We start from the raw sequence: 26,199 nt of genomic DNA on the forward strand, positions 1-26,199 counted from the left end.
TGCAGTTATTCCTTATGCGGCAGGTTGCAGGCCAAACATCGCCAGTTGTTGCGTGCTGCCTTTGTGCTGGATCAGGCGTGGGTCATCCAGAGCCTTGTTTATTTCAACGGCAGCACTGCCCAGCTCGCTTTGGAGAATAGCCTGCAACTTGTGGTTATCGACCTGACCGTCCGGGCCGATGGCTTGCTTGAGCTTGGCCGGGTCGATTTGCGCGGTGTGGCCTGGTTCGAAATAGATCGCCCCGGTGGCGAAGTCGACGGCAAACGCGATCAGCCCGGGAATGACGTAGAACAGCAGGCCCACGGCGTCGAGCACGGCAATCGCCGGATCGATCTTGCCGTCGATCTGGCCGCGACGATCGGGGTAGAAAATCGAACCGCACGCGGTGATTTGAGTGAGCAGGGTGGCGACCAGTACACCGCCGATCAGGCGAAAAGGTAAACGCATGGGATATCTCCTGAGTCATTTGTAAACGAAGCGTCGTCGAGTGAAGTTAAGACCCTGACAAACGCCCGGCAGTTCGCCGTTATACTCGCGCCTCTGTTTGGGAGCCAGCATGATTTCTTTGCCGATCGACGAAGTTTTACCCGCATTGCGTGACGCGTTGGCGACACGCCACGAAGCGGTGCTCGAAGCGCCGCCCGGCGCCGGTAAAACCACCCGCGTGCCGTTGGCCTTGCTCAACGAAGCGTGGCTGAGCGGGCAAACCATTCTGATGCTTGAGCCGCGCCGCTTGGCCGCGCGCGCCGCTGCTGAGCGATTGGCCAGCGAACTGGGCGAGAAGGTCGGTGAAACCGTCGGTTATCGCATCCGCCTCGACAGCAAGGTCGGCCCCAACACACGCATTGAAGTGGTCACCGAAGGCATTCTCACTCGCCGCTTGCAGGACGACCCGGCGCTGGAAGGCGTGGGTCTGCTGATTTTCGATGAATTCCACGAGCGCAGCCTCGACGCCGATCTGGCGCTGGCCCTGAGTTTGAACGGTCGTGAGCTGTTTCGAGCTGAACAGCCGCTGAAAATTTTGCTGATGTCGGCCACGCTGGAAGGCGAGCGTCTGGCCGGGTTGCTCGACGACGCACCGATCCTGCGCAGTGAAGGGCGCATGTATCCAGTGACGATGCGCTGGGGGCGGCCGTTTCAGCCCGGCGAATACATCGATCAGCGCGTGACGCAGACCGTGCTCGAAGCCCTTAACGATGAAACCGGCAGCCTGTTGGTGTTCCTCCCGGGGCAGGCGGAAATTCGCCGTGTGCATCAGCAATTGAGCGATGCCATTGGCGAGCGCCAAGACGTCTTGCTCTGCCCGCTGCACGGCGAACTTGACCTCAATGCCCAACGCGCCGCCATCGATCCGGCGCCGGCCGGGCAGCGCAAAGTGGTGCTGGCGACCAACATCGCCGAGACCAGTCTGACCATCAACGGCGTGCGCGTGGTGATCGACGCCGGGTTGGCGCGGGTGCCGCGTTTCGATCCGGGCAGCGGCATGACGCGGCTCGACACTCAGCGCATCTCCAAGGCCAGCGCCACACAGCGTGCGGGTCGGGCGGGACGCTTGGAGTCGGGTGTTTGTTATCGGTTGTGGTCGCAGGATCAGCACGAACAACTGGCGGCTTACGGCAGCGCGGAAATTCTCTCAGCGGATCTGGCCAGCCTGGCGCTGCAACTGGGGCGCTGGGGCGTTACGCCGGGCGAACTGGTCTGGCTCGACGTGCCACCGGCGGCGGCTTATGCACAGGCGCAGGATCTGCTACAGCGACTCGGCGCTTTGGAAGGGCAGGCTCTGACTTCGCACGGTCAGGCCATGGCCGAGTTGCCGGCGCATCCGCGTATCGGCCATTTGTTGCTGCGTGGGCAAGCGTTGGGCTTGGCAAACATGGCCTGCGATGTCGCCGCGTTGCTTGGCGAGCGCGATATCTTGCGCGGTGCCGGGGCGGATCTGCACAGCCGCCTGGTGCTGCTGTCCGGCGAAGAACGTGCGGCTCGTGGCGCTCAGGGCGGTGTACAACGCGCCCGGCAACTGGCGCGGCAGTATCGCGGTTATTTGCGCGGCAAGGCGAGCGAGCCGGTCAGCGACCCTGATCACCCACGCTGGCTTGGCGCACTGCTGGCCTTGGCCTACCCGGATCGCGTCGCCCAGCAACGACGTGCCGGTGGCGCCGAGTACCGCTTGGCCAACGGCCGCGCCGCGCTGTTCGCCGAGGCTGACAGCCTGATGAAGGAGCCGTGGATCGTTATTGCCGATCTCGGCAGTCGCCAGGGCCAGCGTGAAGAACGGATTTATCTGGCGGCGGATTTCGATCCGGCGCTGTTCGACTCAGTGCTCGCCGAGCAAGTGCGCAACGTCGATCAACTCGACTGGGACGAGCGCGAAGGCGTGCTGCGCGCCGAGCGTCAGCGCAAGGTCGGCGAGTTGATCCTCAGCCGCGAACCGCTAACCGGTCTCGATGAAGCCGCCCGCAGTCAGGCGCTGGTCAATCTGGTGCGACGCAAGGGGCTGGAACTGCTGCCGTGGACACCGGAGCTGCGCCAGTGGCAGGCACGTGTTGCGTTGTTACGGCAACTTGATCTGAACACTCAGGACGAAAGCCAATGGCCGGATGTCAGCGACGCGACGCTGTTGAAAACTCTTGAAGACTGGCTGATGCCGTATCTGGGCAAGGTCTCGCGGCTCAGTCATTTTGCCAACCTCGATCTGTCCAGCATCGTCCGCAATCTACTGCCATGGCCGCTGCCGCAACGGCTGGATGAGCAGGCGCCGCATCACATCAGCGTGCCTTCAGGGTCATCGATTCGTCTGGATTACAGCGAGCATCCGCCAATTCTGGCGGTGCGTTTGCAGGAGCTGTTCGGCTTGGCCGAGACGCCAAGGATTGCCGGCGGGCGGCAGGTGGTCAAGTTGCACCTGCTGTCCCCGGCACGACGACCGGTGCAGGTGACGCAGGATCTGGCCAACTTCTGGCGCAGCACGTATGCCGAGGTCAAGAAGGATTTGAAGGGTCGGTATCCCAAGCATTATTGGCCGGATGATCCGTTGGTGGCTGAAGCCACGGCACGGGCGAAGCCCCGGGGGACCTGATCCGGGGCTGTGCCAATGCAAGGCGCCGAATCAGGGGCTAACAGCGGCCCTTGACGAATTCACGTCTCCCCGGCCCCATACTTACTCCCTGGCGATTCATATTGAAGTGCGCGCAGGGCGCGCAAGCATCGCATTGAAAATACGCTGCCCATAGAGGCCAACGGCCAGGCCGACCACGATCAGCATCACCGTCAGCACCTTGCTCGCTGGCACGCTCTCGTGGAAGATCAGCACCGAACCGAGCATGCCGAAAATCGGCACCAGCAACGACAGTGGCGCGACGGTCGAAACCGGGTAGGTCTTGAGCAGCGAGTTCCAGATCCAGTAGGCGAACAGTGTGTTCGGGTAGACCTGAAACAGGATCGACAGCACGGCGGTCGTATCGACCTGATTGACGAACGAGGTGAAGCCGGCGCTGCCGTTCACCGTGTAATCGAGAGCGAACAACGGGATCGGTGCAAAGGCGCTGGACCAGACCAGAAACCCGAAGACTTCCAGGGTGCTGGCCTTCTTGTTGATGATGTTGGCGACACTCCATGACACCGCGCCCACCAGCACCAGCAGCACGCCGGGCAGACTGACCGAGCCATCGCTGATCATGATGATGCACAACAATCCGCCAAGTGCGATCAGCATGCCCAGTACCTGAAATCGGGTCAGCGCTTCCTTGAACACCCAGCCGCCCAACAGAATCGTGAAAAACGCGCTCAATTGCAGCACCAGCGAAGCGATGCCCGCCGAAAGCCCGGCCTTGATACCCAGGTTGACGATGCCCCACAAGCCGATGCCGAACACCAGTCCGTAACCGATGATGTAGCGCCATGGCACATTCGGTTTGCGGATGAAAAAGATCGCCGGTAATGCACAAAGGCTGAAGCGGATACCCGCCAGAATAAAAGGATCTACGGTCGCCAATCCCAGCTTGATGACCGAGAAGTTGACCCCCCAGATTGCGGTGATCAGTACAGCCAATACGACGTGCAGTGGTTTCATTACAGGTACGCCTTCAGGTAGTCAGACAATTACGGGAGGTCAGCTCCAGAGATAACCAGTACAACAGCGCTATCCCACTGAAGGCCGCGCCCAGCAGGCAAACCGCGCCCCAGCCAAAATGGGCGTAAGTGTAGGTGGCCGTAATAGCGCCGATGCCGCTGCCCACGGAGTAGAAGCACATGTAGGCACCCACCAGTCGGCTTTGCGCGTCGGGCCGCGCGGCGAAGATCAGGCTTTGGTTGGTCACATGCACCGCTTGCACGGCAAAGTCGAGCAGTACCACACCTACGACCATCGCCAGCAATGAGCTTTCAACAAACGCGGTGGGCAGCCAGGACAGGGTCAATAGCACCAGCGCAATCCCTGTCGTGCGATTGCCCAGGCCCTGATCGGCCAGTCGCCCGGCCCTTGCGGCGGCCAGCGCGCCCGCTACCCCGGCCAGACCGAACAAGCCTGTCTGGGTGTGCGACAGTGACAGTGGTGGTGCGCTTAGCGGCAATACCATGGCGGTCCACAGCACGCTGAATGCAGCGAATATCAGCAGGGCAAAGGTGCCCCTGACGCGTAGCGTCCGTTCGGTGAGATACAGCTGGAACACTGAGCGCAACAACTGCACGTAACTGTCTTTGGCCGGTGGCGTGGTCGATGTCGGCAGCGTGCGGTACAGCACCAGCGCCATGCCGATCATCAAGGCTGCCGAGACGAAGTAGACGCCTCTCCATCCGGCCAGATCGGCCACCGCGCCAGACACAAAGCGCGCCAGCAGAATGCCCAACACTACGCCACTGGTCACCGTGCCAATCGCTTCACCACGTTGCTCGGGGCTGGCGAGTGTGGCCACGTAGGCGACCACCACCTGCACGACCACTGCCATCAGGCCGACCAGCACCATTGCGCCGAGTAACATGCCCCAACTCTGCGCCAGCCCAACCGCACACAACGACACGGCCGACAGCAGCATCTGCGTCAGAATCAGCCGCTTGCGATTGAGCAGATCGCCCAACGGGACGATGAACAACAGGCCCACTGCATAACCGGCCTGAGTCGCCGTGACCACTACACCAATAGTGTCGGGCGACACTGACAGGCTGGCGCCCATCGACTCCAGCAGCGGTTGTGCGAAGTAGACATTGGCCACTGCCATGGCGCAGGTAATCGCGAAGAGAAACGTCTGTTGACGACTTAAACCACGGGCAGTTGTGCGTCCATCAGGGGCTGGAGCAGTAACGGCGTCGGCTGTCTTTTCGGCGTTCACGTCGCTTTTCGAGGGCCTTAGGAGGTTCAACGTCATCATTCCATCCTTGGGAATAACAGGTTTCAAAACAAAACCGATGCGTTGATTTTTATCGAAACGGGTTTTAATCTGCAACTGGTTTTTCACGCAATATTTTCTTCTGCCGTTAGAACTGTTCTAACGCGCACGATCTCGCAAAAATTGGAGGCTCATGGCCAGACAGTTGCTACTGGCACAAAGCGAATGCCCGGTGGCCCGCACGCTTGAGGCTATTGGCGATCGTTGGGTGTTGATGATCATCCGCGACGCTTTCGATGACGTGCGTCGCTTCAGTGAATTCCAGAAACGTCTGGGCCTAGCTAAAAATATCCTCTCGGCGAAGCTCAAGAGGTTGGTCGAACTGGGCGTGTTTGAGGTGCAGCCGGCATCCGATGGCACCGCTTACAAAGAGTACGTGCTGACCGAGATGGGACGTTCGGTGTTCCCCATCGTGATCAGCATGCGCCAGTGGGGCGAGGACTTCCTGTTCAGCAAGGGCGAGAGTTATTCGGTGTTGCTGGACAACGAGCACTCGGAGCCGGTCGAGACCATTACGGTGCGCTCCAAAGCTGGCGAGTTGCTGGGCCCGGCGGATTGCCATCGGCGTGTGGTCAAGCGCCGCAGCTGATTGTGGCCATGCTGCGTTTTTAAGGCGCAGCCGGCAGCAGGAACCGCGCAATCACCGGCAAATGATCGGAAATGCGCAGCGTGTCGTCCTGACGCACCATCGCTTCCACCCGTTTGATCTTCGGGCTGTAGAACAGATAGTCGACCGTGCGATCCGGGCCGTTGAGGCCGGGGTCGTTGGGGTAGTGGGTCAGCCACTGTGCGCGGTCGATGCCGCTGGCTTCGCTGTTGGTCGGGATCATCGGGTACTTGTCCCACAGCAGATGCAGCTCGCTGTCGGCGGAGTAGGGCGTGCGCTGCTCGGCGGGTAAACGACGATATTGGCCCAGCGGCAACAGGTTGAAGTCGCCACCGATCAGCCACGGCAGGCCCTGACTTTCATACTTGTCGAGCACCTTGGCCACGGCCGTCACTTGCGCATGCAACGTGTCGTCCGGTCGGTGGGCGCGTTCCAGATGGGTATTGAATACGGTCAGTTGCCCGCCATCGCTGAGCGGCAGTTTGGTCGCGAGCAGGGCGTCTTTGGGCTGGAACTGGCGGCTGATGAAATTGCTTGGGGCCACCGGTAATTGCAGGCGTTCGGCATGTTCGATGCGATAGCGGCTCAGCGTCGCCAGTTGCCGGCCAACGCTGCCATAGATATGGGGCTCAGGGACAAAATCGGCTTTCCAGTCAAAAGCGCTGGCGCTGCACGGGTACAGATCGGCGACCCGCTCCTGCAACAACTTGAGTTGATCCTGATAGTCGCTGGCCTTGGCGCCGTCATCGAGTTCCTGCAACAGCACCAGATCGGGTTGTTCGTCGCGGATTACCCGCGCCACTTCATCGAGGCTGAAGGCCATGTCCTCCAGCGTCGGCGCTTCATCGTTACCCTGGGCCAGGTCATTCCAGAACACATAACGCTTGCCGGCCAGATACTGCACGTTCCAGGTCATGACTTTCAGCGCTTGCCCGGGCACCAGCATGGGCGGTGTGCCGGTGCAACTGACCGGCAGGGTTTCGCGGGCGTCGGGGCGCCAGGTCAGGCCGAAAATCAGTCCGCCGATCAAGATGACGGCGAGCAGAGCGAGCAACAGGGTGTAGCGCAGTAGACGGGTCATGGCTCGGCTTATAGCGTTACAGAAAGTGGCCCCGAGCATACCTGACGGCGGTCTCGAAGCCCAATTGCGGAGCGGTCAGACCGCGCCGTCACGTTTTTCAGGAAGTTGGCTGATCAGCATGAACAGGCGGAACAGCACCACGCTGGTGAACAGTTGCAGGAAGCTGTGGCCGCTGTCGATCAGCACCGACACTATCGGGTTCTGCGGCTCGGGGTATACCGCCAGCGTCGCCCCCTTGAGCAACCACAAAGGCGTCATCACACACAGAATGCACAGCAGAATTCGCCAGAAATGCCCGCGGCTCAGCCGCAAGCTTTCCTTCATGGCGTGCAATGGATTAAGGCCGCGCAGCACCAACAGGTATTCGCCGAACGCCAGCATCACCATCAAAATCAGGCCCGGCAGGAAATACAGCGAAAGGCCCAGCAGAATCAGCAACGTGTTGAGCGCGGTGAGCAGGGCGAAACGCGGCCACAACCGCGCAGACATCGCCAGCAGATCAAGGGTGCGCGGGGCTTCTCCACGGGTGCGTGCGTCGAGAAACAGGATTAATGCGGCGGTGTACAACGGATAGACCAGCAAGCCGACGATCACACTGACGGATGAGAAACTGTCCGGGTCGCTGGCGTGATCCACCACTTGTTGCAGCAGCGCTTCGACGATCACCAGCGGCAGGCACAACTGCACGATGCTGGCCAAATGGCGTTTGAAAAAGAACAGAGAGTCGCGCAGCACTTCGAAGGCATTCATCAGTCGGTATCGCAGGTCGAAAACAGTGGCTCACTTTAACCGATGATGCGCCAGCCCACACAAACGTAAACATTCGGTAAAGGTCATTGAAAGGTTTTGTCGCAGCCTCCATTACGGACGAGCACCTTGTCCAAAAGTGGGCGAGGGCCATGTTATCCCCGGCAATCTACGAGGTCGCCATGAACAGCGAAGAGCAAACCCTGATCGATGGACTGTTTTCCCGGCTGCAACAGGCCGAAACGGAGGCAGCCCCGCGCGACGCCCAGGCCGAGACGCGGATCAAGGAACACCTGACGCGCCAGCCGGCGGCAGGTTATTTCATGACCCAGGCGATTCTGGTTCAAGAGGCGGCGCTCAAAAGCCTGGATGAGCAGAACAAGCAACTGACCCGGCAAGTCCAGCAGTTGCAGGCCGAACTGCAAGCGGCCAAAGCGCAGAGTGCAGCGCCGGCGCCGAGCAGTGGCGGCGGTTTCCTGTCGAGCATCTTTGGTGGCAGCCCGCGTCCGGCACCGACCCCGAGTGCTGCTCCGGCGTCCACGGGTGGCTGGCGCGAGCCTGCACCACAGCAGAACGTTGGTGCTCCACCTGCGCAACAGGGTTTTGCTGCGCCACCGCCCAATTATGAGCAACAAGCCGCACCGGCGGCCGGCAGCAGCTTTCTCGGCGGCGCCTTGAAAACCGCGGCCGGTGTAGCCGGTGGTGTGATGCTGGCGCAGGGAATCAGCAGCCTGTTCCACCACAATCAGCAGCCGCAAGAGATTGTTGAGGTGATCAAGGAAGAGCCGGCTCAAGTCGCCGACCAGAGCAACAACGGCTGGGGTGACGATCAGCGCATGGCCGGTAACGATTCCTACGGCAATGATCAGGGCGGATTTAACGACACCGACTACAGCGATGACAGTTCATCGTTCTTCGATGACGACGATTCCTTCGTCTGATTCACCATTCGTCCGGAGCCTGTGAGGGCTCCGGGGCGATTATTCGCGGAACGTTCCTGTTGGCTGGCATACTGAGCGCCTTTTTCGGGCCCAGCGCCTGATCCCGCTTCGTGCGCTTGCGCGCCCACAGGAACTCCGGTGAAAAAAATCGCAGTGTTCGCCGATGTGCAGAACCTCTACTACACCGTGCGTCAGGCTTATGGTTGCCACTTCAACTATGCGGCGCTGTGGGCGGACATCAGCAAGGATGGGCAGATCGTCGAGGCCTACGCCTACGCCATCGACCGTGGCGACAGCAAACAGCAGCAGTTCCAGCAGATCCTGCGCAACCTCGGCTTCACCGTAAAGCTCAAGCCCTACATCCAGCGCAGCGACGGCTCGGCCAAGGGCGACTGGGACGTGGGCATCACCCTGGACATCATGGACGCCGCCGACCACGTCGACGAAATCGTTCTGGCCTCCGGTGACGGCGATTTCGACATGCTGCTCGAACGCATCATCAACAAGCACGGCGTGCAAGCGGTGGCCTACGGTGTCCCGGGCCTGACCGCCAACTCGCTGATCCGCGCCGCCAGCCGTTACGTGCCGATCGAGGGCGCGCTGCTTCTGAAGAATTGAGCGGCTACTGAAGAATTGATCTGGACGGAGTACAACAAGGTTTGGAACGCATTGCAGTCATCGACTTTGAAACCACCGGCCTCTCGCCGAACAGCAACTGCCGCGCCACGGAAATCGCCGTGGTCATGCTGGAGAACGGCCGCATCGTCGAGCGCTACCAAAGCCTGATGAACGCCGGCGTACGCGTCCCGGCCTTCATCGAACAACTGACCGGCATCAGCAACGCCATGCTGCGCACCGCGCCCTCGGCCGAGCGGGTGATGGAAGAGGTCAACGAGTTTGTCGGCTGCACGCCACTGGTCGCCCACAACGCATCCTTCGACCAGAAGTTCTGGGATTTTGAGCTGGGGCGGATCAAGCGCACGCGGTTGCAGAACTTTGCCTGTTCGCTGTTACTCGCCCGCCGACTGATGCCGGCCGCGCCGAATCACAAACTTGGCACCCTCACCACATTCGCCCGCCTGCCGCACACCGGTCAGGCTCACCGGGCGATGGCGGATGCGGAGATGGCGGCGAACTTGATGGCGCATCTGACGGGGGAGTTGCGAGACAAGCACGGCGTACGCGAGCTATCGCATGATCTGCTGTGCAAGCTGCAGAAAGTGCCAGCGGCGAAAGTGAGCGAGCATCTCCAGCGCTATCGCTGATGTTCAGGTCAACAGATAACCCTGTGGGAGCGAGCAAGCCCGCTCCCAGATTGGATCTCTGCGGGCGTCAGGTCTGTTTGCCGTTGCCTTCGATGTGGCCGAGCGGCACCCGCTTCTCTATCGCACTCGACAACACAATCGACGTCTTGCTGAACCCGAATTTCGCCACCCGATTGATCAACGCCTCAAGCTCCAGCATTGAGCCCACCGCCCCTTTCATGATCACGCACGGATCGCCCGTCACTCGAAAGCACTCAGTCAGTTGCGAGATTGTGGCCAGTTCGTCGTACACCTTCTGGCTGCCGTTCTGGTGCAGGCGCAGTTCGATCACGCACTGGATCGGCAAACCGATTTTCGACAGGTTGATTTTTGCCTCATACCCGGTGATCACCCCGGATGCTTCCAGTTTGGCCACGCGCTCGGCCACGGCGGGCGCTGACAGATTTACTTTGCGCGCCAGGTCGGCGTAGGACGCACGACCGTTTTCGAGTAGGGCGCTGAGCAGCATGCGGTCGTATTTGTCCAAGGCCGAACTCCTGTAAATGCCAGACTTTCGAAATCGCGGTTTATCCCGTCGATCTCCGTGATTTCCAAAGTGTACTGGCCTGATAAACAGGTTTTGTAACTTATTTTTGCCCGTTGGCCTTTCTAGAATAATCCATCCCTCGCCTCTGACTTTCGAGCCGTCCATGCCTGCCCTGCGCCGTTTTCCCTTGCCGCTGATCGCCGCGTTTTTTGCGCTGTATGTGATTTGGGGGTCGACCTATCTGGTGATCCGCATTGGTGTTGAATACTGGCCGCCGCTGATGCTTGGCGGGGTGCGCTTCGTGATTGCAGGCACGCTGATGTACGCCTTCCTGCGTTGGCGCGGGGCGCCGGCACCGACCTGGGCGCAGTGGAAAGCGGCGGGGATCATCGGGATTTTGCTGTTGAGTCTTGGTAACGGCGCCGTGAGTGTGGCCGAACACACCGGCGTGGCTTCAGGCGTTGCGGCGTTGGCGGTGGCGACGGTGCCGTTGTTCACGTTGCTCTGCGGTTATTTCTGGGGGGCGCGTAATACCCGTCTCGAATGGGCCGGTGTGGTGTTGGGGATTATCGGCATCGCCATGCTCAACATGGGCTCCAACCTTCAATCGAGTCCGCTGGGGGCGATGTTGCTGATTTTTGCTGCGGCGTCGTGGGCGTTCGGTTCGGTCTGGAGCCGACACTTGCCCCTGCCGCCAGGCGCGATGGCCAGTGCCGTGGAAATGCTCGTTGGCGGCGTCGTGTTGTTGATCGGCAGTGCGCTGAGCGGTGAGCACTTGCAAGCCGTGCCGCCATTGGAAGGCTGGTTGGCGCTGGCGTATCTGATCTTCTTCGGCTCGATCATTGCCTTCAACTCGTACATGTACCTGCTCAAGCACGTGCGTCCGGCGGCGGCCACCAGTTATGCCTACGTCAATCCGGCGGTGGCGGTGTTGCTGGGGATTGTCTTCGTCGGCGAGACCATTGGCATTGAAGAAGCACTGGCGATGCTGGTGATCATCAGCGCGGTGGTGCTGATTGGGCTACCCCAGTGGCGTCGGGCGCCTCCGCCGCCAGTCGTGGCGCCGACAACCCTGCCAACAGAAAACCGTACGAATTAGGGTAAACTGCGCGCCATTGCACATTCGTTTTGCACACTCTTTTGCAAATCCGCGCTGAATTTTCCTACGGTACTCCCATGACTTTCGCCTCCCTTGGCCTGATCGAACCCTTGCTGCGCTCCCTCGAGACGCTCGGCTACCAGACCCCGACGCCGGTGCAGGCGCAAGCCATTCCGGCCGTGCTGGCCGGTCGCGACCTGATGGCAGCGGCCCAGACCGGCACTGGCAAAACCGCCGGTTTCGCCTTGCCGCTGCTGCAGTTGCTGGCCATGGAAGGGCCGAAAGTCACTGCCAACTCGGCGCGTGCGCTGATTCTGGTGCCGACCCGCGAGCTGGCCGAGCAGGTTCATGAGTCTGTGCGCCAGTACGCCGAAAACCTGCCGCTGCGCACTTACGCGGTGTACGGCGGCGTCAGCATCAACCCGCAAATGATGAAGCTGCGCGGCGGCGTCGATGTGCTGGTAGCCACGCCTGGTCGCCTGATCGACCTGTTCCGCCAGAACGCGCTGAAACTTGATCAGTTGCAAACCCTGGTGCTGGATGAAGCCGATCGTATGCTCGACCTGGGCTTCTCCGAAGAACTGGCGAACATCTACCGCATGCTGCCGAAAAAGCGCCAGACCCTACTGTTCTCCGCGACCTTCTCCGACGATATTCGCCTGCTGGCCGGGCAGATGCTCAACGACCCACTGAGCGTCGAAGTCAGCCCGCGCAACGTCGCCGCCAACACCGTCAAGCAGTGGGTGGTGACGGTGGACAAGAAGCGCAAGGCCGAACTGTTCGTGCATCTGATGCGCAAGAGCAAGTGGAAGCAGGTGCTGGTGTTCGCCAAGACCCGTAACGGCGTGGACGCGCTGGTGGAAAAACTCCAGGGCCTGGGCGTCAACGCCGACGGCATCCACGGTGATAAACCGCAGGCAACCCGTCAGCGTGCGCTGGATCGTTTCAAACTCAGCGAAGTGCAGATTCTGGTGGCCACCGATGTCGCGGCCCGTGGTCTGGACATCGAAGACTTGCCGCTGGTGGTCAACTTTGATCTACCGATCGTGGCCGAGGATTACATTCACCGTATCGGCCGTACTGGCCGTGCCGGTGCGACGGGCGAAGCGATTTCGCTGGTGTGTGCCGATGAAGTGAACATGCTCTCGGCCATCGAGATGCTGACGCGCCAGACGTTGAAGCGCCAGAACGAACCGGACTTTGAACCTGAGCACCGCGTGCCGGATACCGACGCCAGCGGTCAGGTGATCAAGAAGCCGAAGAAACCGAAAAAGCCGAAAACCTCCGGCGGTGGCGGCAAGCGCAATCTGGGTAAATGGGTCGACAGCGGCGAGACGCAGGCGCCGGAGCCTTCGATCAAGCCTGTGCGTAAAGTGCCGGTATTCAATACCGGGCCGCGTAAGCGTAAGCCATGATTTTGATGCGGCGTCACTAAGACTGCTTTCGCGAGCAAGCCCGCTCCCACATTCGACCGAGTACTTCAATTGAAAGCGGTCAACTGTGGGAGCGGGCTTGCTCGCGAAGGGCGCACTGCGGTCTTCAGCCCTCGCGCTGCAGCCACTCCAATATTGCGAACCCGGCAGCCCGGCCACTGGCAAAACACCCCGTCAGCAAGTACCCGCCCGTCGGTGCTTCCCAATCGAGCATCTCGCCCGCGCAGAACACGCCCGGCAAGGCCTTGAGCATCAGGCGCTCATCCATCGCCTCGAACGTCACGCCCCCGGCACTGCTGATTGCTTCGTCCAGCGGGCGGGTTTTGATCAATGTCAGCGGCAATGCTTTGATCGCCCGCGCCAGCCGCGCTGGATCGGCGAAGGTCGCCGCATCAGTCAACTCACGCAACAACGCCGCTTTCACCCCGTCAATCCCGACCTGACTGTGCAAGTGCTTGGCCATCGAGCGCGAGCCACGCGGTTTGCTCAGCGCAGCCTGTAATTTATCCACAGGCCGGCCGGGCAGCAGGTCGATGTGAATGGTCGCTGAGCCGTGCGCGTTGATCGCCTCGCGCATCGGTGCCGACAACGCGTAGATCAAACTTCCTTCAATACCGGTCGCGGTGATCACGCATTCGCCCAAGCGCGCAATGTCGTCGTTCAAACCGATGGCGATATTTTTCAGCGGTGCGCCAGCGAATTTGCTGACAAGCAATTCGCTCCAGGCCTGCACTTCGAAGCCGCAATTGCTCGGCTGCAACGGCGCCAGTCCTACGCCACGCTGCTCCAGCGGCAACATCCACGCGCCGTCGGAACCGAGTCGCGACCAACTGCCGCCGCCGAGGGCGAGCAGCGTGGCGTCGGGTTTGAGCGTTTTCTCGCCTTCCGGGTTGTCGATGCGCAGCGCGCCGTGTTCATCCCAACCGAGCCAGCGGTGGCGGGTGTGGATAACTACGCCGCTGTCGCGCAGGCGTTTGAGCCAGGCGCGCAGCAGGGGCGCGGCTTTCATGTCGGTGGGGAACACACGGCCGGAGCTGCCGATGAAGGTTTCGATGCCCAGATCGTGAATCCAGTGGCACAACGCATCGGCGTCGAAGCTGCGAAGCAACGGGGCGATTTGCGGTGCGCGTTCGGCGTAGCGCGAAAGGAACGCCGGGTAGGCTTCGGAATGGGTGATGTTCATGCCGCCGACGCCTGCCAGCAGAAACTTGCGGCCCACCGAGGGCATGCCGTCGTACAGGTCGACGCGCACTCCGGCTTGGCCCAGCACTTCGGCGGCCATCAGGCCGGCAGGGCCACCGCCGATGATGGCGACGTGAGCGGGGAGGGGGGCGGAAGTCTGAGTCATGGCGTGCGCTGCGGTATGGCGGGATAAGGCGCGCATTCTAACAGCGCCGGACAGGGTGGGAGCGGGCTGTGGTGATCCACAAAATCTGGTTAATAAATGACCATCGTGCTGCAAGCTATGTCCAGCATGGCCTCTAGTCCCTTGCACTCAGGTTATCCACAGGCCGTTCCACAGCGAATGTGGGTAACGCAGCACACCTTAATGACAACCGTGTGACGTCCAGACCCGTTGCGCGCTGTGATGGAGAATGCCGTGGCGGCGGGCGAGGGCGTGGCGATCCTTGCTGTAGCCGCCGCCAATCACGCCGACCACCGGAATATCACGGCCCAGGCAATGGCGCATCACGCTTTCATCCCGGGCGGCAACGCCTGCGTCGGTGAGTTGCAGATAACCGAGGGCGTCGTCCTTGTGCACATCGACGCCCGCGTCGTACAGCACCAGATCCGGTTGATACAGCGCCAGCAAATAGTTGAGCGTGTCGTCCACGACTTTTAAATAGTCGGCATCGCCCATGCCTTTGGGCAACGGAATGTCCCAGTCACTTTCGGCTTTGCGTGCAGGAAAATTCTTCTCGCAGTGCAGGGAAACGGTAATCGCCTCCGGGGTGTCGTGCAGAATCCGCGCCGTGCCGTCACCCTGATGCACATCGCAATCAAAGATCAACACCCGGTTCACCCGGCCGCTTTGCAGCAGGTACTGGCTGATGATTGCCAGGTCATTGAAGATGCAAAACCCGGCCGGGTAGTCGTAGTGGGCGTGATGGGTGCCGCCGGCCAGATGACAAGCCAAACCATGCTCAAGGGCTTTTTCCGCCGCCAGAATCGAACCGCCGACCGCCCGCACCGTGCGCCGGGCCAGTGCTTCATTCCACGGCAGGCCGAGGCGCCGTTGGTCTTCGCGGGACAACTCGCCGCTCATGTAGCGTTCGATATAGCGACGGTCATGGGCCAGGGCGAGGATGTCGTTGGGACAAATCTCTGGGCGCAGCAAATCGGCGTCGCAGGTCAGGCCGCTGTCGACCAGGTGATCGCGCAGCAGACGGAATTTGTCCATGGGGAAGCGGTGATCCGCCGGAAACTCGGGGCTGTAGTCTTCGTGATAGATCAGCGGCAGTGGCATGGCGACTTCATGTAGGAAACGTAGGAAAGAGTGAGCGATCCTACCAGCGATGTAGACTTGCGGCATGGAAACGGAGGAGCACGATGGAGCCGATACTGGAACTGGAAAGCGCACGCCTGCTGATGCGTCAGTGGCAGGACGAAGATTTGCCGGCATTTGCGGCGATGTGTGCCGATCCTCAGGTGATGCGCTACTTTCCCGCTCGGTTGAGCCGTCTGGAAAGCGCCGCGCTGATCGGCCGTGTGCGCGGGCATTTTGCTGAGCATGGTTTCGGTTTGTGGGCGCTGGAGCGCAAGGACAGTGGCGAGTTCATCGGTTTCACCGGACTTTGCGTCGTCGGTTTCGATGCACCTTTTACGCCGGCAGTGGAAATCGGCTGGCGCCTGGCCAAGGAACATTGGGGCTTGGGTTATGCCAGTGAAGCAGCATGGACTGCTCTGCGTTGCGGGTTTGACCGGTTGGCCCTGAAGGAAGTGGTGTCCTTCACCGCGAAATCCAATCTGCCTTCGGAGAAAGTCATGCAGGCGATCGGCATGCACCACGCGCCGGCGGATGATTTCGATCACCCGAAACTCGCCGTCGGTGATCCGTTACGCAAACATGTGCTGTACCGCATCACCCGGGAGCAGTGGCTGCAAACCTTGCATGGATAAGCCGACACGGACGTTTACAATGGCCGCCATATCATTGGCCCGCGCCAGAATCTGAATCGGCCGCCGCAGCCAAGACTGCGCGGCATAGCTTTGTGTGAGGAGAGTCTGAATGAGCCAAGTGTTGGAAGATCTGGTCGACCTGCTGACCCTGGAACCGATCGAAGAAAACCTGTTCCGGGGCCGTAGCCAGGACCTTGGTTTTCGTCAGTTGTTCGGGGGGCAGGTACTCGGTCAGTCGTTGTCGGCGGCCAGTCAGACGGTTGAAGAAACCCGCCATGTGCATTCGATGCACGGCTATTTCCTGCGTCCGGGCGACGCCAAGTTGCCGGTGGTCTATTCGGTGGACCGCGTGCGCGATGGCGGCAGTTTCAGCACTCGCCGGGTGACGGCGATCCAGAAGGGCCATCCGATTTTCACTTGCAGTGCTTCGTTTCAGTATGACGAAGAGGGCTTCGAGCATCAGAGCCAGATGCCGGTCGTGGTCGGGCCGGAAAACCTGCCATCGGAACTGGAACTGACCCAGCAGCGCGCGCACCTGATTCCGGAGCACATGCGCGAAAAACTGCTGTGCCCGAAACCGATCGAGGTGCGCCCGGTCACCGAGAAAGACCCGTACAACCCGCAACCGGCCGATCCGGTGAAGTATGTGTGGTTTCGCGCCGACGGCGCCTTGGCCGATCTCCCGGCCTTGCATAAATACCTGCTGGCCTATGCCTCGGACTTCGGTCTGTTGACCACCTCGATGCTGCCCCACGGCAAATCGGTCTGGCAGAAAGACATGCAGGTCGCCAGCCTCGATCACGCGCTGTGGTTCCACAACGATCTGCGTGCCGATGACTGGTTGCTCTATGCGATGGACAGTCCGTGGGCCGGCAATTCCCGTGGTTTCTCCCGTGGCAGCGTCTACAACCGTGCCGGGCAACTGGTCGCCTCGGTGACTCAGGAAGGCCTGATTCGGCATCGCAAGGATTGGGCATGAGCCTGGCCGATGTGAAGCATTGGGTGTTCGACATGGACGGCACGCTCACCGTTGCAGTCCATGACTTCACGGCGATTCGCGTGGCGTTGTCGATTCCGCCCGAGGACGACATTCTCACCCACCTTGGCGCGCTGCCAGCCGCTGAAGCGGCGGCGAAACATGCCTGGTTGCTGGAGCACGAACGTGATCTGGCGCGGGGCTCGACTCCGGCCACCGGCGCCGTGGCACTGGTGCGTGACCTGCACTCGCGCGGTTATCGCCTCGGCATTCTCACCCGTAATGCCCGCGAACTGGCGCATGTCACGCTGGAGGCGATTGGCCTGGCTGACTGCTTTGCCGTGGAGGATGTGCTGGGCCGTGATGACGCGCCGCCCAAGCCGCATCCGGGTGGATTGCTGAAGTTGGCCGAGGCGTGGTCGGTGCCGGCCAGCGAGATGGTGATGGTCGGCGATTACCGCTTTGATCTGGATTGCGGTCGGGCGGCAGGGACGCGGACGGTGCTGGTGAACCTGCCGGATAACCCATGGCCGGAGCTGACGGACTGGCATGCTCAGGATTGTGTTGAGTTGCGGCGGATGGTGTTCGCCTGAGCCGTTGAGTGTCTGGACGGACGCCTTCGCGAGCAAGCCCGCTCCCACGGGGGATTATCAGTGGATACAACGTTGAGTCCGAAGCCCGTCCTCTGTGAGAGCGGGCTTGCTCGCGAAGAGGCCGACATGGCCACCGCATTACTGATCAAACAGAGCTTTTTGTCCCTCAGGCGACGTCAACATCCCATCGCCGTTGTGCCCAACCCCGGGTACTTCAACCAGCCGCTGATTCACCCCTTCCGGATGGCGGCGTAGCAGGTAGCCAAAATACAGCTTCCCGCGCGTCAGGCGGTCAGCCCCTTGCGCCTCGGCCTCGCAGCCTTTGTCCAGCGCCGGATGCTGCGGGTCGATGTCCTGCTGTCCGAGCAGATAAATCACCTCGCGTTTGATGTAACGGCTTTCAAGCTGCAACGGCGTTTGCCCACCGGCGTATATCGGCATGTCTGACAGGCCGTACTTCCAGCGATTGAAGTTGGGGCATTGCGCGTGATCGAACGCGACCGGTCGCTGTTCGTTGAAATAGGCATACGAAGACGGATTGGCCACCACATAGTGCAGGTGGATTGCGTTGGCCTTCAGCGCGGGTTGATCCTTGGCGAGCAAAGCGTATCGCTGCACCACCTGCCCCCCGCCGGAGTGACCGAAAATCACGATCTGTTTCACGTCCGGAAACTGCTTGCGATCAGTAATCCGGGCGACGATTTCGTCCAGTGCCGCATAGGAGCTCAGCGGATTCGGGCCTGTGGATAACCGACCGCCCATCCACTCATTGCCTTTCCAGCGCAACACGGTGGCAGGCAAGGAGTACAGGGCTGTATCACTTTCATTGAGGAACTGCGGAGCGATGACCAGCGTGTGGGCGGTTTGCCCTGCCAGTTCAGTGGCGCTTTCGGCGCTTTTGCGATAGGTCTCGGCGTTGCGCAACCGGCCATGAATGATGATCAGCACTCGCTCGATCTTTTCCGGCGCCGGGCCGATGCCCACCGCCATTTCGCCGGCCTTGAGTTGCAGGCGCCCGGGGCTGATGGCGTCGACCCCGGCCGCTTGCGCGGTGCTGCCAATGATCAGTAAAGCCAAAAGCCACTTATGCATTTACAGGTTTTTCGCCGCGAAGGTATCGCACTGGCCGACCTGGCCTTGCGCGAATCCGGTTTTGAACCAGCGCACCCTTTGCGCCGACGTACCGTGGGTAAACGAGTCCGGCACCACACGGCCCTGACCTTGTTGCTGCAGGCGATCATCACCGATGGCGTTGGCGGCGTTCAAGGCTTCTTCGATGTCGCCCGGTTCCAGCCAGTTCAAACGCTTCTGCGCGTTATAGGCCCAGACACCGGCCAGGCAGTCGGCCTGCAACTCCTGACGAACCAGTAATCCACCAGCACCTTGCATCTGCCGGCCTTGCTGGCGGGCTGTCTGAATTTTCGCCGAGACGCCAAGAAGCGTCTGCACATGGTGTCCGACTTCGTGAGCGATCACGTAGGCCTGGGCAAAATCGCCGGCAGCCTTGAAGCGTTGCGCCATTTCCTGGAAAAACGCCATGTCCAGATAGACCTTCTGATCCGCCGGGCAATAAAACGGCCCGGTGGCTGAGGTGGCCAGACCACAGGCGGAATTGACCCGATTGCTGAACAGCACCAGGGTCGGATCCTTATATTGGCGGCCGGCCTGCTGGAAAATCGCGCCCCAGGTGTCTTCGGTATCGCCGAGGATTGAACGGACGAATTCGGCCTGTTCATCATTGGCCGGCGGCGCCTGGCGGGTTTGCGAGGTGGGTGCCGTTTGCTGGCCCGTCTGGCCGGTGAGTTGACCGAGGATCTGCAACGGATCCTGGCCAGTGATCCAGCCGATGCCAACGATCAACAAAATGGCCCCAAGGCTCAGGCCCTTGCCACCACCGAAACGCATCCCGCCGCCACCGCCGGTATCATCACCACGGGCATCGACGACGTTGTCACTGCGTCGGCCTTTTTTCCATAGCATGCGGGAATCCTCTTTCTGATCGTGGTGATGAGTGTTGCTGGTGTGTGAGTGTGGCGCCAGTCCAGTCGTCCGTCTATTCGTACGCCCGCAGCGAAGCCGACGGGTAAGAACCTGTCGTGTTCGGCGAATTCCATTCAACACCGTTTTTTTGTGAACCGTTCAAGCTGTTCCAGATTTTGCTTTGTGTCGCGCGTATTCTAGAATCCACGACATTTCATTGGGATCTCACCATGGCCGGCAGTCAAATCGAACGGGTTTTCAGCGTGCTGGAAAACCTCACCAGTGACCCGCGTGGTTTAGCGCTGCAAACGCTCGCCGAGCAGATCGACATCCCGAAAAGTGCGACTCACCGTTTGCTCGCCGAACTGGTCCGCTTGGGGTACGTGCGGCAAAACCCGGAAACCTTGCGTTATCACTTGTCGACGAAACTGGTGGCGATGAGTTTTCGTTACCTGTCGAGCAGTGGCGCGGACATCGTGCAACCGGTGCTTGATCGTCTGGCTCAGGAAACCGGCGAACTGGTGCGACTGGGCGTCATCGACGGCGAGCGGCAGACGTGGATTGCCAAAGCTCAGGGGGCGCGCACCGGCTTGCGCTACGACCCGGACATGGGCCGCGATGCTCCGCTGTTCTACACCGCTTCGGGCCATGCCTGGCTGGCGTGCATGACGGATGCCGAGGCGCTGTCGCGGGTTGAGCGGCAAGCGGCTGAGGTGCCGGTGGATATCGGGCCGAATGCACCGCGCTCCAATATCGAACTGCTTGAACGCCTGCGATTGGCGCGCGAGCAGGGCTATGCCTGCGTCGAGGAAAGTTCGGCCGTAGGGACGTCGGCGATTGCGGCGGTGGTGCGCCATCCCGCGGATGGGCGAGTGATCGGTGTGCTGAGCATCGCCGGGCCGAGTGCGCGGATGCCGGGCGCCAGGTTGCACGAACTGGCACCGTTGCTGTTGCGGTTTACCGAAGAGCTGTCTGCAGCGAGTCTGGCTTCGGAGCTGTTCGTCTAACCTGAAATTCTGTGAGCGTTGCCCGTTTATGAAAGTGTGCGTTGTTCGCACACTTTTACGGATGATGGTTGTCTGAAAGTGGAATCGGGTTCTAGATTGTTGCTCGAGGCTCTTCTCTCAGTTTGTTCCTCTCTTAGAGATATTCAATGACCGTCAGCACCCCGCTATCCGGAGTCAACCAACCCTTCAAAGGGATCTTGCTGATTGTCGTGGCAACCTTCCTGTTCTCCAGTCACGACGCGCTGTCGAAATATCTCTCGGGTTTCTATCCGATCGTGATGGTGGTGTGGGCCCGGTACGTGGTGCACACCTTACTCATGGCGGGGATTTTTTTACCGCAGTCCGGGCTGCGCGTCCTACGCACGAAAAAGCCTTTATGGCAGTTGGCTCGCGCACTTTGCCTGCTCGGCACCAGCCTGTTCTTCACCACGGCGCTGCTGTATATCCCGCTGGCAGAAGCCACGGCGGTGAACTTCCTGGCGCCGGTATTGGTGACGGCGTTGTCGGTGCCGCTATTGAAGGAGCGGGTCACCCGCGGCCAGTGGATTGCGGTCATTTGCGGCTTTATCGGCGTGCTGATCATCGTTCATCCGGGGGGTGAACTCTTCACGCCCGCCGTGTTGTTGCCGTTCTGTTCGGCGCTGTTTTTCTGCTTCTATCAATTGCTGACTCGCAAGCTCGCCGAGATAGACAGCCCGACCACCAGCAACTTTTTCGCCGGGCTGTGCAATACGCTGGTGATGAGTGCGCTGGTGCCGTTCTTCTGGCAGGTGCCGACGTTGACTCACGCCGCACTGATGCTGGCGTTGGGCAGTTGCGGGATGACGGCGCACTTGTTTCTGACGCAGGCATTCCGCCATGCCGCACCGGCACTGTTGGCACCGTTCGGTTATTGCCAGATCGTGTTTGCGGGGCTGCTGGGCTGGGTGGTCTTCAATCACACACCGAGTCTGTTGACCGTGATCGGTATTGCGGTGATCTGTTGCAGCGGTCTGGCGGCAGCGTGGCAACAAAGCCGTCGATAAGAACGTGTGGGAGCGGGTTTGCTCACGAAAGCGGCGTGTCAGTCATATTTGCTTCGACTGTCAGTCCGCATTCGCGAGCAAACCCGCTCCCACAAAGGGCCGATGAGGTGGCCGGGTTACTCGGTGACGTCAGGAATCTTGCGCGGTGCCATGAAGTACATCCAGATCAGCGCGATGAAGTACATCGCCGGAATCAGGGTGAACAACACGGTGTAGTTGTTGTGGGTGACGGTCAGGATATGGCCGACGATCTGGGTCATGAACATCCCGCCGATCGCCGCGCACATGCCGCCAAAACCGAAGACGGTGCTCATCATGTGCTTGGGGGTGTAGTCCATCACCAGGCTCCAGATATTCGCGGTCCAGGCCTGATGCGCGCCGATGGCCAGGGAAATCGCTGCCACCGCCACCCACAGACTGCTCGAACCGGCCGCCATGATCACGCCGATGATGCAGCAGGCGAACAGGAACATCGACAGCAGCCGCGCCTTTATCGGGTTCATGCCGCGACCGATCAGGAATGAAGACAGGATGCCGCCGCCGACACTGCCGAAGTCGGCAGTGAGGTAGATGATGATCAGCGGGATGCCCATCTGGGTCACGTTGATGCCCAGGTTGTATTGCTGATTGAGAAACGGCGGCAGCCAGTACAGGTAAAACCAGAACACCGGAGCGGTCAGCGAGTAGGCGAGGGCGAAGGCCCAGGTGCCGCGCATCCGCAGGATTTTCGAGAACGGCACGCGAGCCTGTTCCGGCTCGACTTCCTGCTGGATGTAATCGAGTTCCGATTGTTTGACGCTCGGATGATCTTCCGGGTTGAAGTATTTCAGACCCCAGAACAGCAGCCAGATCCCGCCCAGTGCCGACATGCACAGAAACGCCGCCTGCCAGCCCCATACATGGAGAACCAGCGGCAGAAGCATCGGCGTGAACATCGCGCCGACGTTGGTGCCCGCGTTGAAGATGCCTGTGGCGACTGCGCGTTCACCGGCCGGGAACCACAGGCGTGTGGTTTTCACGCAGGCCGGATAGTTGGCCGCTTCCGTCAGGCCGAGGATGAAACGGCAGACCATAAAGCCGACCGCCGACGTTGCCAGACCGTGGGCGCCGGTGGCCAGGCTCCAGAGCAGCACCGCGCAAAAGAACACGCGCTTGACGCCGACCCGGTCGATCAAGCGGCCTTGCAGAACGAAGCCGATCGCGTAACCGACCTGAAACCAGAAGTTGATGTTGGCGTAATCCATCGCCGTCCAGCTCATTTCCTTGGCGAGGATGGGTTGCATGACACCGAGCGCGGCGCGGTCGATGTAGTTGAGGGTTGTGGCGAAAAATACCAGCGCCAGCATGCCCCAACGGGTCTTGCCGACGGCCATGGCGCCGCGGATCTTGTCGCCGATGCCACCCGTGGCAGTGCTCATGGCTGGCGCCATGCGGGAAGTCTGTGAAGGAATCATGTGTTCCACCCGTTTTTGGAGTTGTTATTTGGTGTTCTTTTTTCTTGAACGCTGCAACCGGTGCGTCGCGACCGGACTCAATGTGCTGTGGATGTTGGGCAGTGGACGAAAACTCGTCAATTCGTCAAACCGGCATTGTGTTCGATAATCGCACGCAAAACTAACTGGGTAGTACACTTTAAATTGCTGCGAGAAGTGATGCAGCCAATAATTTCCCCACGACAAAAAACGAACAACGCGGCGCAGTCCGGGAGTTGAAACATGCAGCGTTCCATTGCCACCGTTTCCTTGAGCGGCACCCTGCCGGAAAAACTCGAAGCCATCGCCGCCGCCGGTTTCGACGGGGTGGAGATTTTTGAAAACGATCTGTTGTACTACGACGGCAGCCCCCGGGACATTAAACAGATGTGCGCCGATCTCGGGATCGCCATCACCCTGTTCCAGCCGTTCCGCGATTTCGAAGGCTGCCGCCGTGACCGTCTGGCGCGCAACCTGGAGCGGGCCGAGCGCAAGTTCGATCTGATGCAGGAACTGGGCACCGATCTGGTGCTGGTCTGCAGCAACGCCTCGCCTGACAGCGTTGGCGATCAGCAGATTCTCGTCGATGACCTGCGCTTGCTGGCCGAACAGGCCGGTGCTCGTGGGCTGCGCATTGGTTATGAAGCGCTCGCGTGGGGGCGCCACGTCAATACCTGGCAACAGGTCTGGGACATCGTGCGTCAGGCCGATCACCCCAGCCTCGGCGTGTTGCTCGACAGCTTTCATACCTTGTCGTTGAAGGGCGATCCGCGCGCTATCGCTGACATTCCCGCAGACAAGATTTTCTTCGTGCAAATGGCCGACGCGCCGATTCTGTCGATGGATGTCCTGGAGTGGAGTCGGCATTTTCGCTGCTTCCCCGGCCAGGGTGAATTCGATCTGCCGGGGTTCCTCGCACCGATCATCCAGAGCGGCTACACCGGGCCGCTGTCGCTGGAAATCTTCAATGACGGTTTCCGCGCCGCACCGCCGCGGGCCAATGCCGCCGACGGTTTACGCTCGCTGCTGTACCTGGAAGAGAAAACCCGTCAGCGCCTTGAACAAGAAACAGCGCCCGTGGTCAATCGCGAAATCCTCTTCGAAACCCCCAAGGCCCGCGAGTACAACGGCATCGAGTTTCTCGAATTCGCCGTTGATGAAAGCCTCGGCGCCAAGCTTGCGCACTGGCTGGAGCGGCTGGGTTTCGTCAAGGCTGGCCAGCATCGCTCCAAGAGCGTCAGCCTGCTGCGTCAGGGTGATATCAACCTGATCCTCAACTGCGAACCCTATTCGTTTGCCCACAGTTTTTTTGAGGCTCACGGCCCATCGCTGTGCGCCACCGCTTTGCGAGTCAAGGACAGCACCCGTGCGCTGGCGCGTGCCGTGGCTTACAAGGGCCAGCCATATCGCGGGTTGGTCGGCCCGAACGAATTGGAGCTGGCGGCGGTGCGCGCACCGGACGGCAGCCTGATTTATCTGGTGGATGAAGAGGCGGATGTCTACGGCACCGACTTCAATCTGCTGCCAGGTGCATCGGCCCGTGGCGGTCTCAAGCGCATCGATCACATGGCCATGGCGCTGCCGGCTGACAGCCTCGACAGTTGGGTGCTGTTTTACAAAAGCTTGCTGGATTTCGAGGCCGACGATGAAGTCGTGCTGCCCGACCCTTACGGTCTGGTGAAGAGCCGTGCGTTGCGCAGTCGCGACAGTTCCATCCGCTTGCCGCTGAACATTTCCGAGAACCGCAACACCGCGATCTCCCATGCGTTGTCGAGTTATCGCGGCTCTGGCGTGCATCACATCGCCTTCGATTGTGACGACATCTTCGCCGAAGTCAGTCGTGCCAAAGAATCCGGCGTACCGCTGCTGGATATTCCCCTGAACTACTACGACGATCTCGCCGCACGCTTTGATTTCGACGACCAATTCCTCAGCGAACTGGCGTATTACAACGTCCTCTATGACCGCGACCCGCAGGGTGGTGAGTTGTTTCACGTCTATACAGAGCCGTTTGAAGGGCGATTTTTCTTCGAGATCATCCAGCGTAAAAACGGTTATGCCGGTTACGGCGCGGCGAACGTCGCGGTGCGTCTGGCGGCGATGGCCAAATCTCGCAGTGGCGCTGTGCGCCAGGTGAAGTTGTAGGAAATTCGTAAACGCGGGATTAAACACATGCCGCGCGGCTTCCTTCACTGTGCCGCGCGGCCCATAATCGCCAGCCTGTGCAGTGATGGCCGTGAGCCCGCAATGACAATGACTTCAGAACTCCCCGCCGCTCCCGTTGCGGAGCCGCGCAAGAGTCGCAAGAACAATCCGGAAAAAACCCGCGAGAACATCCTGCAAGAGGCGATCGTCGAGTTCGTCCAGCAAGGACTGTCCGGTGCTCGCGTCGACGCGATCGCCGAGCGCATCCACACCTCCAAACGCATGATCTATTACTACTTCGGCAGTAAGGAGCAGTTGTACGTCGAGGTCCTGGAAAAACTCTACGGCGATATCCGCAACACGGAAAACCGTCTGCATCTGGACGAGTTGTCGCCGATTGTGGCGATTCGGCGTCTGGTGGAGTTCACGTTCGATCACCACGATCACAATGTCGATTTCGTGCGCATTGTCAGTATCGAGAACATCCACAACGCCGAATACGTGAAGCGTTCCGATGCGATCAAGGCAATGAACAACACCATCCTCGATTCACTGGGCGAGATCCTGCGTCGGGGTGTTGAACAAGGTGTGTTCCGTACCGGGCTCAATGCGCTGGACGTGCACCTGCTGATCAGTTCGTTCTGCTTCTATCGCGTGTCGAACCGCCATACGTTCGGTGAGATTTTTCAGATCGATCTGCCGGACGAAAGCATCAAGCAGCGTCATCGCGAGATGATCTGTGAGTCGGTGTTGCGTTACTTGCAGGCCTGACGCATTCCCCTTGTGGGAGCGAGCAAGCCC

General features: G+C 60.4%; 25 protein-coding genes. 14 read left to right on the top strand and 11 right to left on the bottom strand.

Annotated features, from left to right (window positions below; genetic code table 11):
* Positions 1-12 precede the first annotated feature (12 nt).
* A complete protein-coding gene (locus tag ACIOWA_RS09810) occupies positions 13-447 on the bottom strand; it encodes a polyribonucleotide nucleotidyltransferase (RefSeq protein WP_339464716.1) in 435 nt (144 codons plus the stop codon).
* Between the two features lie 109 nt (positions 448-556).
* Here ACIOWA_RS09810 and hrpB point away from each other — a divergent pair, with 109 nt between their 5' ends.
* A complete protein-coding gene (gene hrpB / locus ACIOWA_RS09815) occupies positions 557-3,076 on the top strand; it encodes an ATP-dependent helicase HrpB (RefSeq protein ID WP_401159518.1) in 2,520 nt (839 codons plus the stop codon).
* Positions 3,077-3,172: 96 nt separating this feature from the next.
* On the opposite strand, the gene ACIOWA_RS09820 is transcribed toward hrpB, so the two are convergent.
* Both ACIOWA_RS09820 and ACIOWA_RS09825 read right to left on the bottom strand, forming a co-directional pair.
* Positions 3,173-4,069 carry an EamA family transporter gene (locus tag ACIOWA_RS09820; RefSeq protein WP_339431372.1) on the bottom strand — a complete coding sequence of 299 codons (897 nt, stop codon included), beginning with the start codon at positions 4,067-4,069 and terminating at the stop codon, positions 3,173-3,175.
* Positions 4,070-4,082: 13 nt separating this feature from the next.
* A complete protein-coding gene (locus ACIOWA_RS09825; protein WP_401159520.1) occupies positions 4,083-5,360 on the bottom strand; it encodes an MFS transporter in 1,278 nt (425 codons plus the stop codon).
* A gap of 154 nt (positions 5,361-5,514) precedes the next feature.
* Between ACIOWA_RS09825 and ACIOWA_RS09830 the strand changes: the two genes are divergently transcribed.
* Positions 5,515-5,970 carry a helix-turn-helix domain-containing protein gene (locus ACIOWA_RS09830; protein ID WP_221730162.1) on the top strand — a complete coding sequence of 152 codons (456 nt, stop codon included), beginning with the start codon at positions 5,515-5,517 and terminating at the stop codon, positions 5,968-5,970.
* 19 nt (positions 5,971-5,989) lie between these two features.
* On the opposite strand, the gene ACIOWA_RS09835 is transcribed toward ACIOWA_RS09830, so the two are convergent.
* Positions 5,990-7,069 carry an endonuclease/exonuclease/phosphatase family protein gene (locus ACIOWA_RS09835; RefSeq protein WP_339464714.1) on the bottom strand — a complete coding sequence of 360 codons (1,080 nt, stop codon included), beginning with the start codon at positions 7,067-7,069 and terminating at the stop codon, positions 5,990-5,992.
* 75 nt (positions 7,070-7,144) lie between these two features.
* Positions 7,145-7,819, bottom strand: coding sequence for a YciC family protein (locus tag ACIOWA_RS09840; protein ID WP_221730160.1), 675 nt, complete (start codon positions 7,817-7,819; stop codon positions 7,145-7,147).
* Positions 7,820-7,998: 179 nt separating this feature from the next.
* Here ACIOWA_RS09840 and ACIOWA_RS09845 point away from each other — a divergent pair, with 179 nt between their 5' ends.
* From ACIOWA_RS09845 to ACIOWA_RS09855, 3 genes are all read left to right on the top strand, one after another.
* Entirely contained in the window at positions 7,999-8,757 is a 759-nt protein-coding gene (locus ACIOWA_RS09845; RefSeq protein WP_401159587.1) for a DUF2076 domain-containing protein, read from the top strand.
* Between the two features lie 138 nt (positions 8,758-8,895).
* The gene (locus ACIOWA_RS09850) at positions 8,896-9,375 is read left to right on the top strand and encodes an NYN domain-containing protein (protein WP_003228475.1); all 480 of its coding nucleotides are present in this window, start codon (positions 8,896-8,898) and stop codon (positions 9,373-9,375) included.
* Positions 9,376-9,416: 41 nt separating this feature from the next.
* Complete coding sequence (locus tag ACIOWA_RS09855; protein WP_339464713.1) at positions 9,417-10,022, top strand: 3'-5' exonuclease; 606 nt, start codon at positions 9,417-9,419, stop codon at positions 10,020-10,022.
* A 67-nt stretch (positions 10,023-10,089) separates the two neighbouring features.
* On the opposite strand, the gene ACIOWA_RS09860 is transcribed toward ACIOWA_RS09855, so the two are convergent.
* Entirely contained in the window at positions 10,090-10,548 is a 459-nt protein-coding gene (locus tag ACIOWA_RS09860; RefSeq protein WP_401159523.1) for an Lrp/AsnC family transcriptional regulator, read from the bottom strand.
* Positions 10,549-10,711: 163 nt separating this feature from the next.
* On the opposite strand from ACIOWA_RS09860, the gene yedA reads away from it, so the two are divergent.
* Positions 10,712-11,647 (top strand): drug/metabolite exporter YedA, encoded by a 936-nt coding sequence (gene yedA, locus ACIOWA_RS09865; protein ID WP_401159526.1) that lies wholly within the window; start codon positions 10,712-10,714, stop codon positions 11,645-11,647.
* A 77-nt stretch (positions 11,648-11,724) separates the two neighbouring features.
* Positions 11,725-13,062, top strand: coding sequence for a DEAD/DEAH box helicase (locus ACIOWA_RS09870; protein WP_339538045.1), 1,338 nt, complete (start codon positions 11,725-11,727; stop codon positions 13,060-13,062).
* Positions 13,063-13,186: 124 nt separating this feature from the next.
* Here the strand turns inward: ACIOWA_RS09870 and ACIOWA_RS09875 are convergent, their stop codons facing one another.
* Positions 13,187-14,428 (bottom strand): TIGR03862 family flavoprotein, encoded by a 1,242-nt coding sequence (locus ACIOWA_RS09875; RefSeq protein WP_401159531.1) that lies wholly within the window; start codon positions 14,426-14,428, stop codon positions 13,187-13,189.
* Between the two features lie 198 nt (positions 14,429-14,626).
* The gene (locus tag ACIOWA_RS09880) at positions 14,627-15,547 is read right to left on the bottom strand and encodes a histone deacetylase (RefSeq protein ID WP_339538047.1); all 921 of its coding nucleotides are present in this window, start codon (positions 15,545-15,547) and stop codon (positions 14,627-14,629) included.
* Between the two features lie 83 nt (positions 15,548-15,630).
* On the opposite strand from ACIOWA_RS09880, the gene ACIOWA_RS09885 reads away from it, so the two are divergent.
* The 3 genes from ACIOWA_RS09885 (at position 15,631) to ACIOWA_RS09895 (ending at position 17,769) form a co-directional block, all read left to right on the top strand.
* A complete protein-coding gene (locus ACIOWA_RS09885) occupies positions 15,631-16,200 on the top strand; it encodes a GNAT family N-acetyltransferase (RefSeq protein WP_401159535.1) in 570 nt (189 codons plus the stop codon).
* Between the two features lie 109 nt (positions 16,201-16,309).
* Positions 16,310-17,179, top strand: a complete 870-nt coding sequence (gene tesB / locus ACIOWA_RS09890; RefSeq protein ID WP_339431393.1) for an acyl-CoA thioesterase II — start codon at positions 16,310-16,312, stop codon at positions 17,177-17,179.
* Positions 17,176-17,769 carry an HAD family hydrolase gene (locus tag ACIOWA_RS09895; RefSeq protein ID WP_401159539.1) on the top strand — a complete coding sequence of 198 codons (594 nt, stop codon included), beginning with the start codon at positions 17,176-17,178 and terminating at the stop codon, positions 17,767-17,769. Before tesB ends, ACIOWA_RS09895 begins: the two co-directional genes overlap by 4 nt.
* Before the next feature lie 138 nt (positions 17,770-17,907).
* Here the strand turns inward: ACIOWA_RS09895 and ACIOWA_RS09900 are convergent, their stop codons facing one another.
* Entirely contained in the window at positions 17,908-18,861 is a 954-nt protein-coding gene (locus ACIOWA_RS09900) for an alpha/beta hydrolase (protein WP_401159542.1), read from the bottom strand.
* The gene (locus ACIOWA_RS09905) at positions 18,862-19,749 is read right to left on the bottom strand and encodes a neutral zinc metallopeptidase (protein ID WP_339431396.1); all 888 of its coding nucleotides are present in this window, start codon (positions 19,747-19,749) and stop codon (positions 18,862-18,864) included. It lies immediately after the preceding gene.
* Between the two features lie 230 nt (positions 19,750-19,979).
* Between ACIOWA_RS09905 and ACIOWA_RS09910 the strand changes: the two genes are divergently transcribed.
* The gene (locus tag ACIOWA_RS09910; protein WP_339431397.1) at positions 19,980-20,756 is read left to right on the top strand and encodes an IclR family transcriptional regulator; all 777 of its coding nucleotides are present in this window, start codon (positions 19,980-19,982) and stop codon (positions 20,754-20,756) included.
* A 146-nt stretch (positions 20,757-20,902) separates the two neighbouring features.
* Positions 20,903-21,781, top strand: a complete 879-nt coding sequence (locus tag ACIOWA_RS09915) for a DMT family transporter (protein WP_339431398.1) — start codon at positions 20,903-20,905, stop codon at positions 21,779-21,781.
* Between the two features lie 116 nt (positions 21,782-21,897).
* Here the strand turns inward: ACIOWA_RS09915 and ACIOWA_RS09920 are convergent, their stop codons facing one another.
* A complete protein-coding gene (locus ACIOWA_RS09920) occupies positions 21,898-23,235 on the bottom strand; it encodes an MFS transporter (RefSeq protein ID WP_339431400.1) in 1,338 nt (445 codons plus the stop codon).
* 261 nt (positions 23,236-23,496) lie between these two features.
* On the opposite strand from ACIOWA_RS09920, the gene quiC reads away from it, so the two are divergent.
* Positions 23,497-25,398 (top strand): 3-dehydroshikimate dehydratase QuiC, encoded by a 1,902-nt coding sequence (gene quiC, locus ACIOWA_RS09925; RefSeq protein WP_401159547.1) that lies wholly within the window; start codon positions 23,497-23,499, stop codon positions 25,396-25,398.
* Positions 25,399-25,500: 102 nt separating this feature from the next.
* The gene (locus ACIOWA_RS09930) at positions 25,501-26,169 is read left to right on the top strand and encodes a TetR family transcriptional regulator (protein WP_339431402.1); all 669 of its coding nucleotides are present in this window, start codon (positions 25,501-25,503) and stop codon (positions 26,167-26,169) included.
* Positions 26,170-26,199: the final 30 nt, after the last annotated feature.

This window comes from Pseudomonas sp. NPDC087614 (genome assembly GCF_044743485.1).
Taxonomy (GTDB): domain Bacteria; phylum Pseudomonadota; class Gammaproteobacteria; order Pseudomonadales; family Pseudomonadaceae; genus Aquipseudomonas; species Aquipseudomonas baetica_A.

Coding starts and splice junctions, on each gene's coding strand:
- ACIOWA_RS09825 (WP_401159520.1), bottom strand. CDS start 5,360: ATGACGTTGAACCTCCTAAGGCCCTCGAAAAGCGACGTGAACGCCGAA.
- ACIOWA_RS09840 (WP_221730160.1), bottom strand. CDS start 7,819: ATGAATGCCTTCGAAGTGCTGCGCGACTCTCTGTTCTTTTTCAAACGC.
- ACIOWA_RS09910 (WP_339431397.1), top strand. CDS start 19,980: ATGGCCGGCAGTCAAATCGAACGGGTTTTCAGCGTGCTGGAAAACCTC.
- ACIOWA_RS09820 (WP_339431372.1), bottom strand. CDS start 4,069: ATGAAACCACTGCACGTCGTATTGGCTGTACTGATCACCGCAATCTGG.
- ACIOWA_RS09845 (WP_401159587.1), top strand. CDS start 7,999: ATGAACAGCGAAGAGCAAACCCTGATCGATGGACTGTTTTCCCGGCTG.
- hrpB (WP_401159518.1), top strand. CDS start 557: ATGATTTCTTTGCCGATCGACGAAGTTTTACCCGCATTGCGTGACGCG.
- ACIOWA_RS09870 (WP_339538045.1), top strand. CDS start 11,725: ATGACTTTCGCCTCCCTTGGCCTGATCGAACCCTTGCTGCGCTCCCTC.
- yedA (WP_401159526.1), top strand. CDS start 10,712: ATGCCTGCCCTGCGCCGTTTTCCCTTGCCGCTGATCGCCGCGTTTTTT.
- ACIOWA_RS09830 (WP_221730162.1), top strand. CDS start 5,515: ATGGCCAGACAGTTGCTACTGGCACAAAGCGAATGCCCGGTGGCCCGC.
- ACIOWA_RS09930 (WP_339431402.1), top strand. CDS start 25,501: ATGACAATGACTTCAGAACTCCCCGCCGCTCCCGTTGCGGAGCCGCGC.
- ACIOWA_RS09900 (WP_401159542.1), bottom strand. CDS start 18,861: ATGCATAAGTGGCTTTTGGCTTTACTGATCATTGGCAGCACCGCGCAA.
- ACIOWA_RS09915 (WP_339431398.1), top strand. CDS start 20,903: ATGACCGTCAGCACCCCGCTATCCGGAGTCAACCAACCCTTCAAAGGG.
- ACIOWA_RS09920 (WP_339431400.1), bottom strand. CDS start 23,235: ATGATTCCTTCACAGACTTCCCGCATGGCGCCAGCCATGAGCACTGCC.
- ACIOWA_RS09880 (WP_339538047.1), bottom strand. CDS start 15,547: ATGCCACTGCCGCTGATCTATCACGAAGACTACAGCCCCGAGTTTCCG.
- ACIOWA_RS09835 (WP_339464714.1), bottom strand. CDS start 7,069: ATGACCCGTCTACTGCGCTACACCCTGTTGCTCGCTCTGCTCGCCGTC.
- ACIOWA_RS09810 (WP_339464716.1), bottom strand. CDS start 447: ATGCGTTTACCTTTTCGCCTGATCGGCGGTGTACTGGTCGCCACCCTG.
- ACIOWA_RS09875 (WP_401159531.1), bottom strand. CDS start 14,428: ATGACTCAGACTTCCGCCCCCCTCCCCGCTCACGTCGCCATCATCGGC.
- ACIOWA_RS09895 (WP_401159539.1), top strand. CDS start 17,176: ATGAGCCTGGCCGATGTGAAGCATTGGGTGTTCGACATGGACGGCACG.
- ACIOWA_RS09885 (WP_401159535.1), top strand. CDS start 15,631: ATGGAGCCGATACTGGAACTGGAAAGCGCACGCCTGCTGATGCGTCAG.
- tesB (WP_339431393.1), top strand. CDS start 16,310: ATGAGCCAAGTGTTGGAAGATCTGGTCGACCTGCTGACCCTGGAACCG.
- quiC (WP_401159547.1), top strand. CDS start 23,497: ATGCAGCGTTCCATTGCCACCGTTTCCTTGAGCGGCACCCTGCCGGAA.
- ACIOWA_RS09905 (WP_339431396.1), bottom strand. CDS start 19,749: ATGCTATGGAAAAAAGGCCGACGCAGTGACAACGTCGTCGATGCCCGT.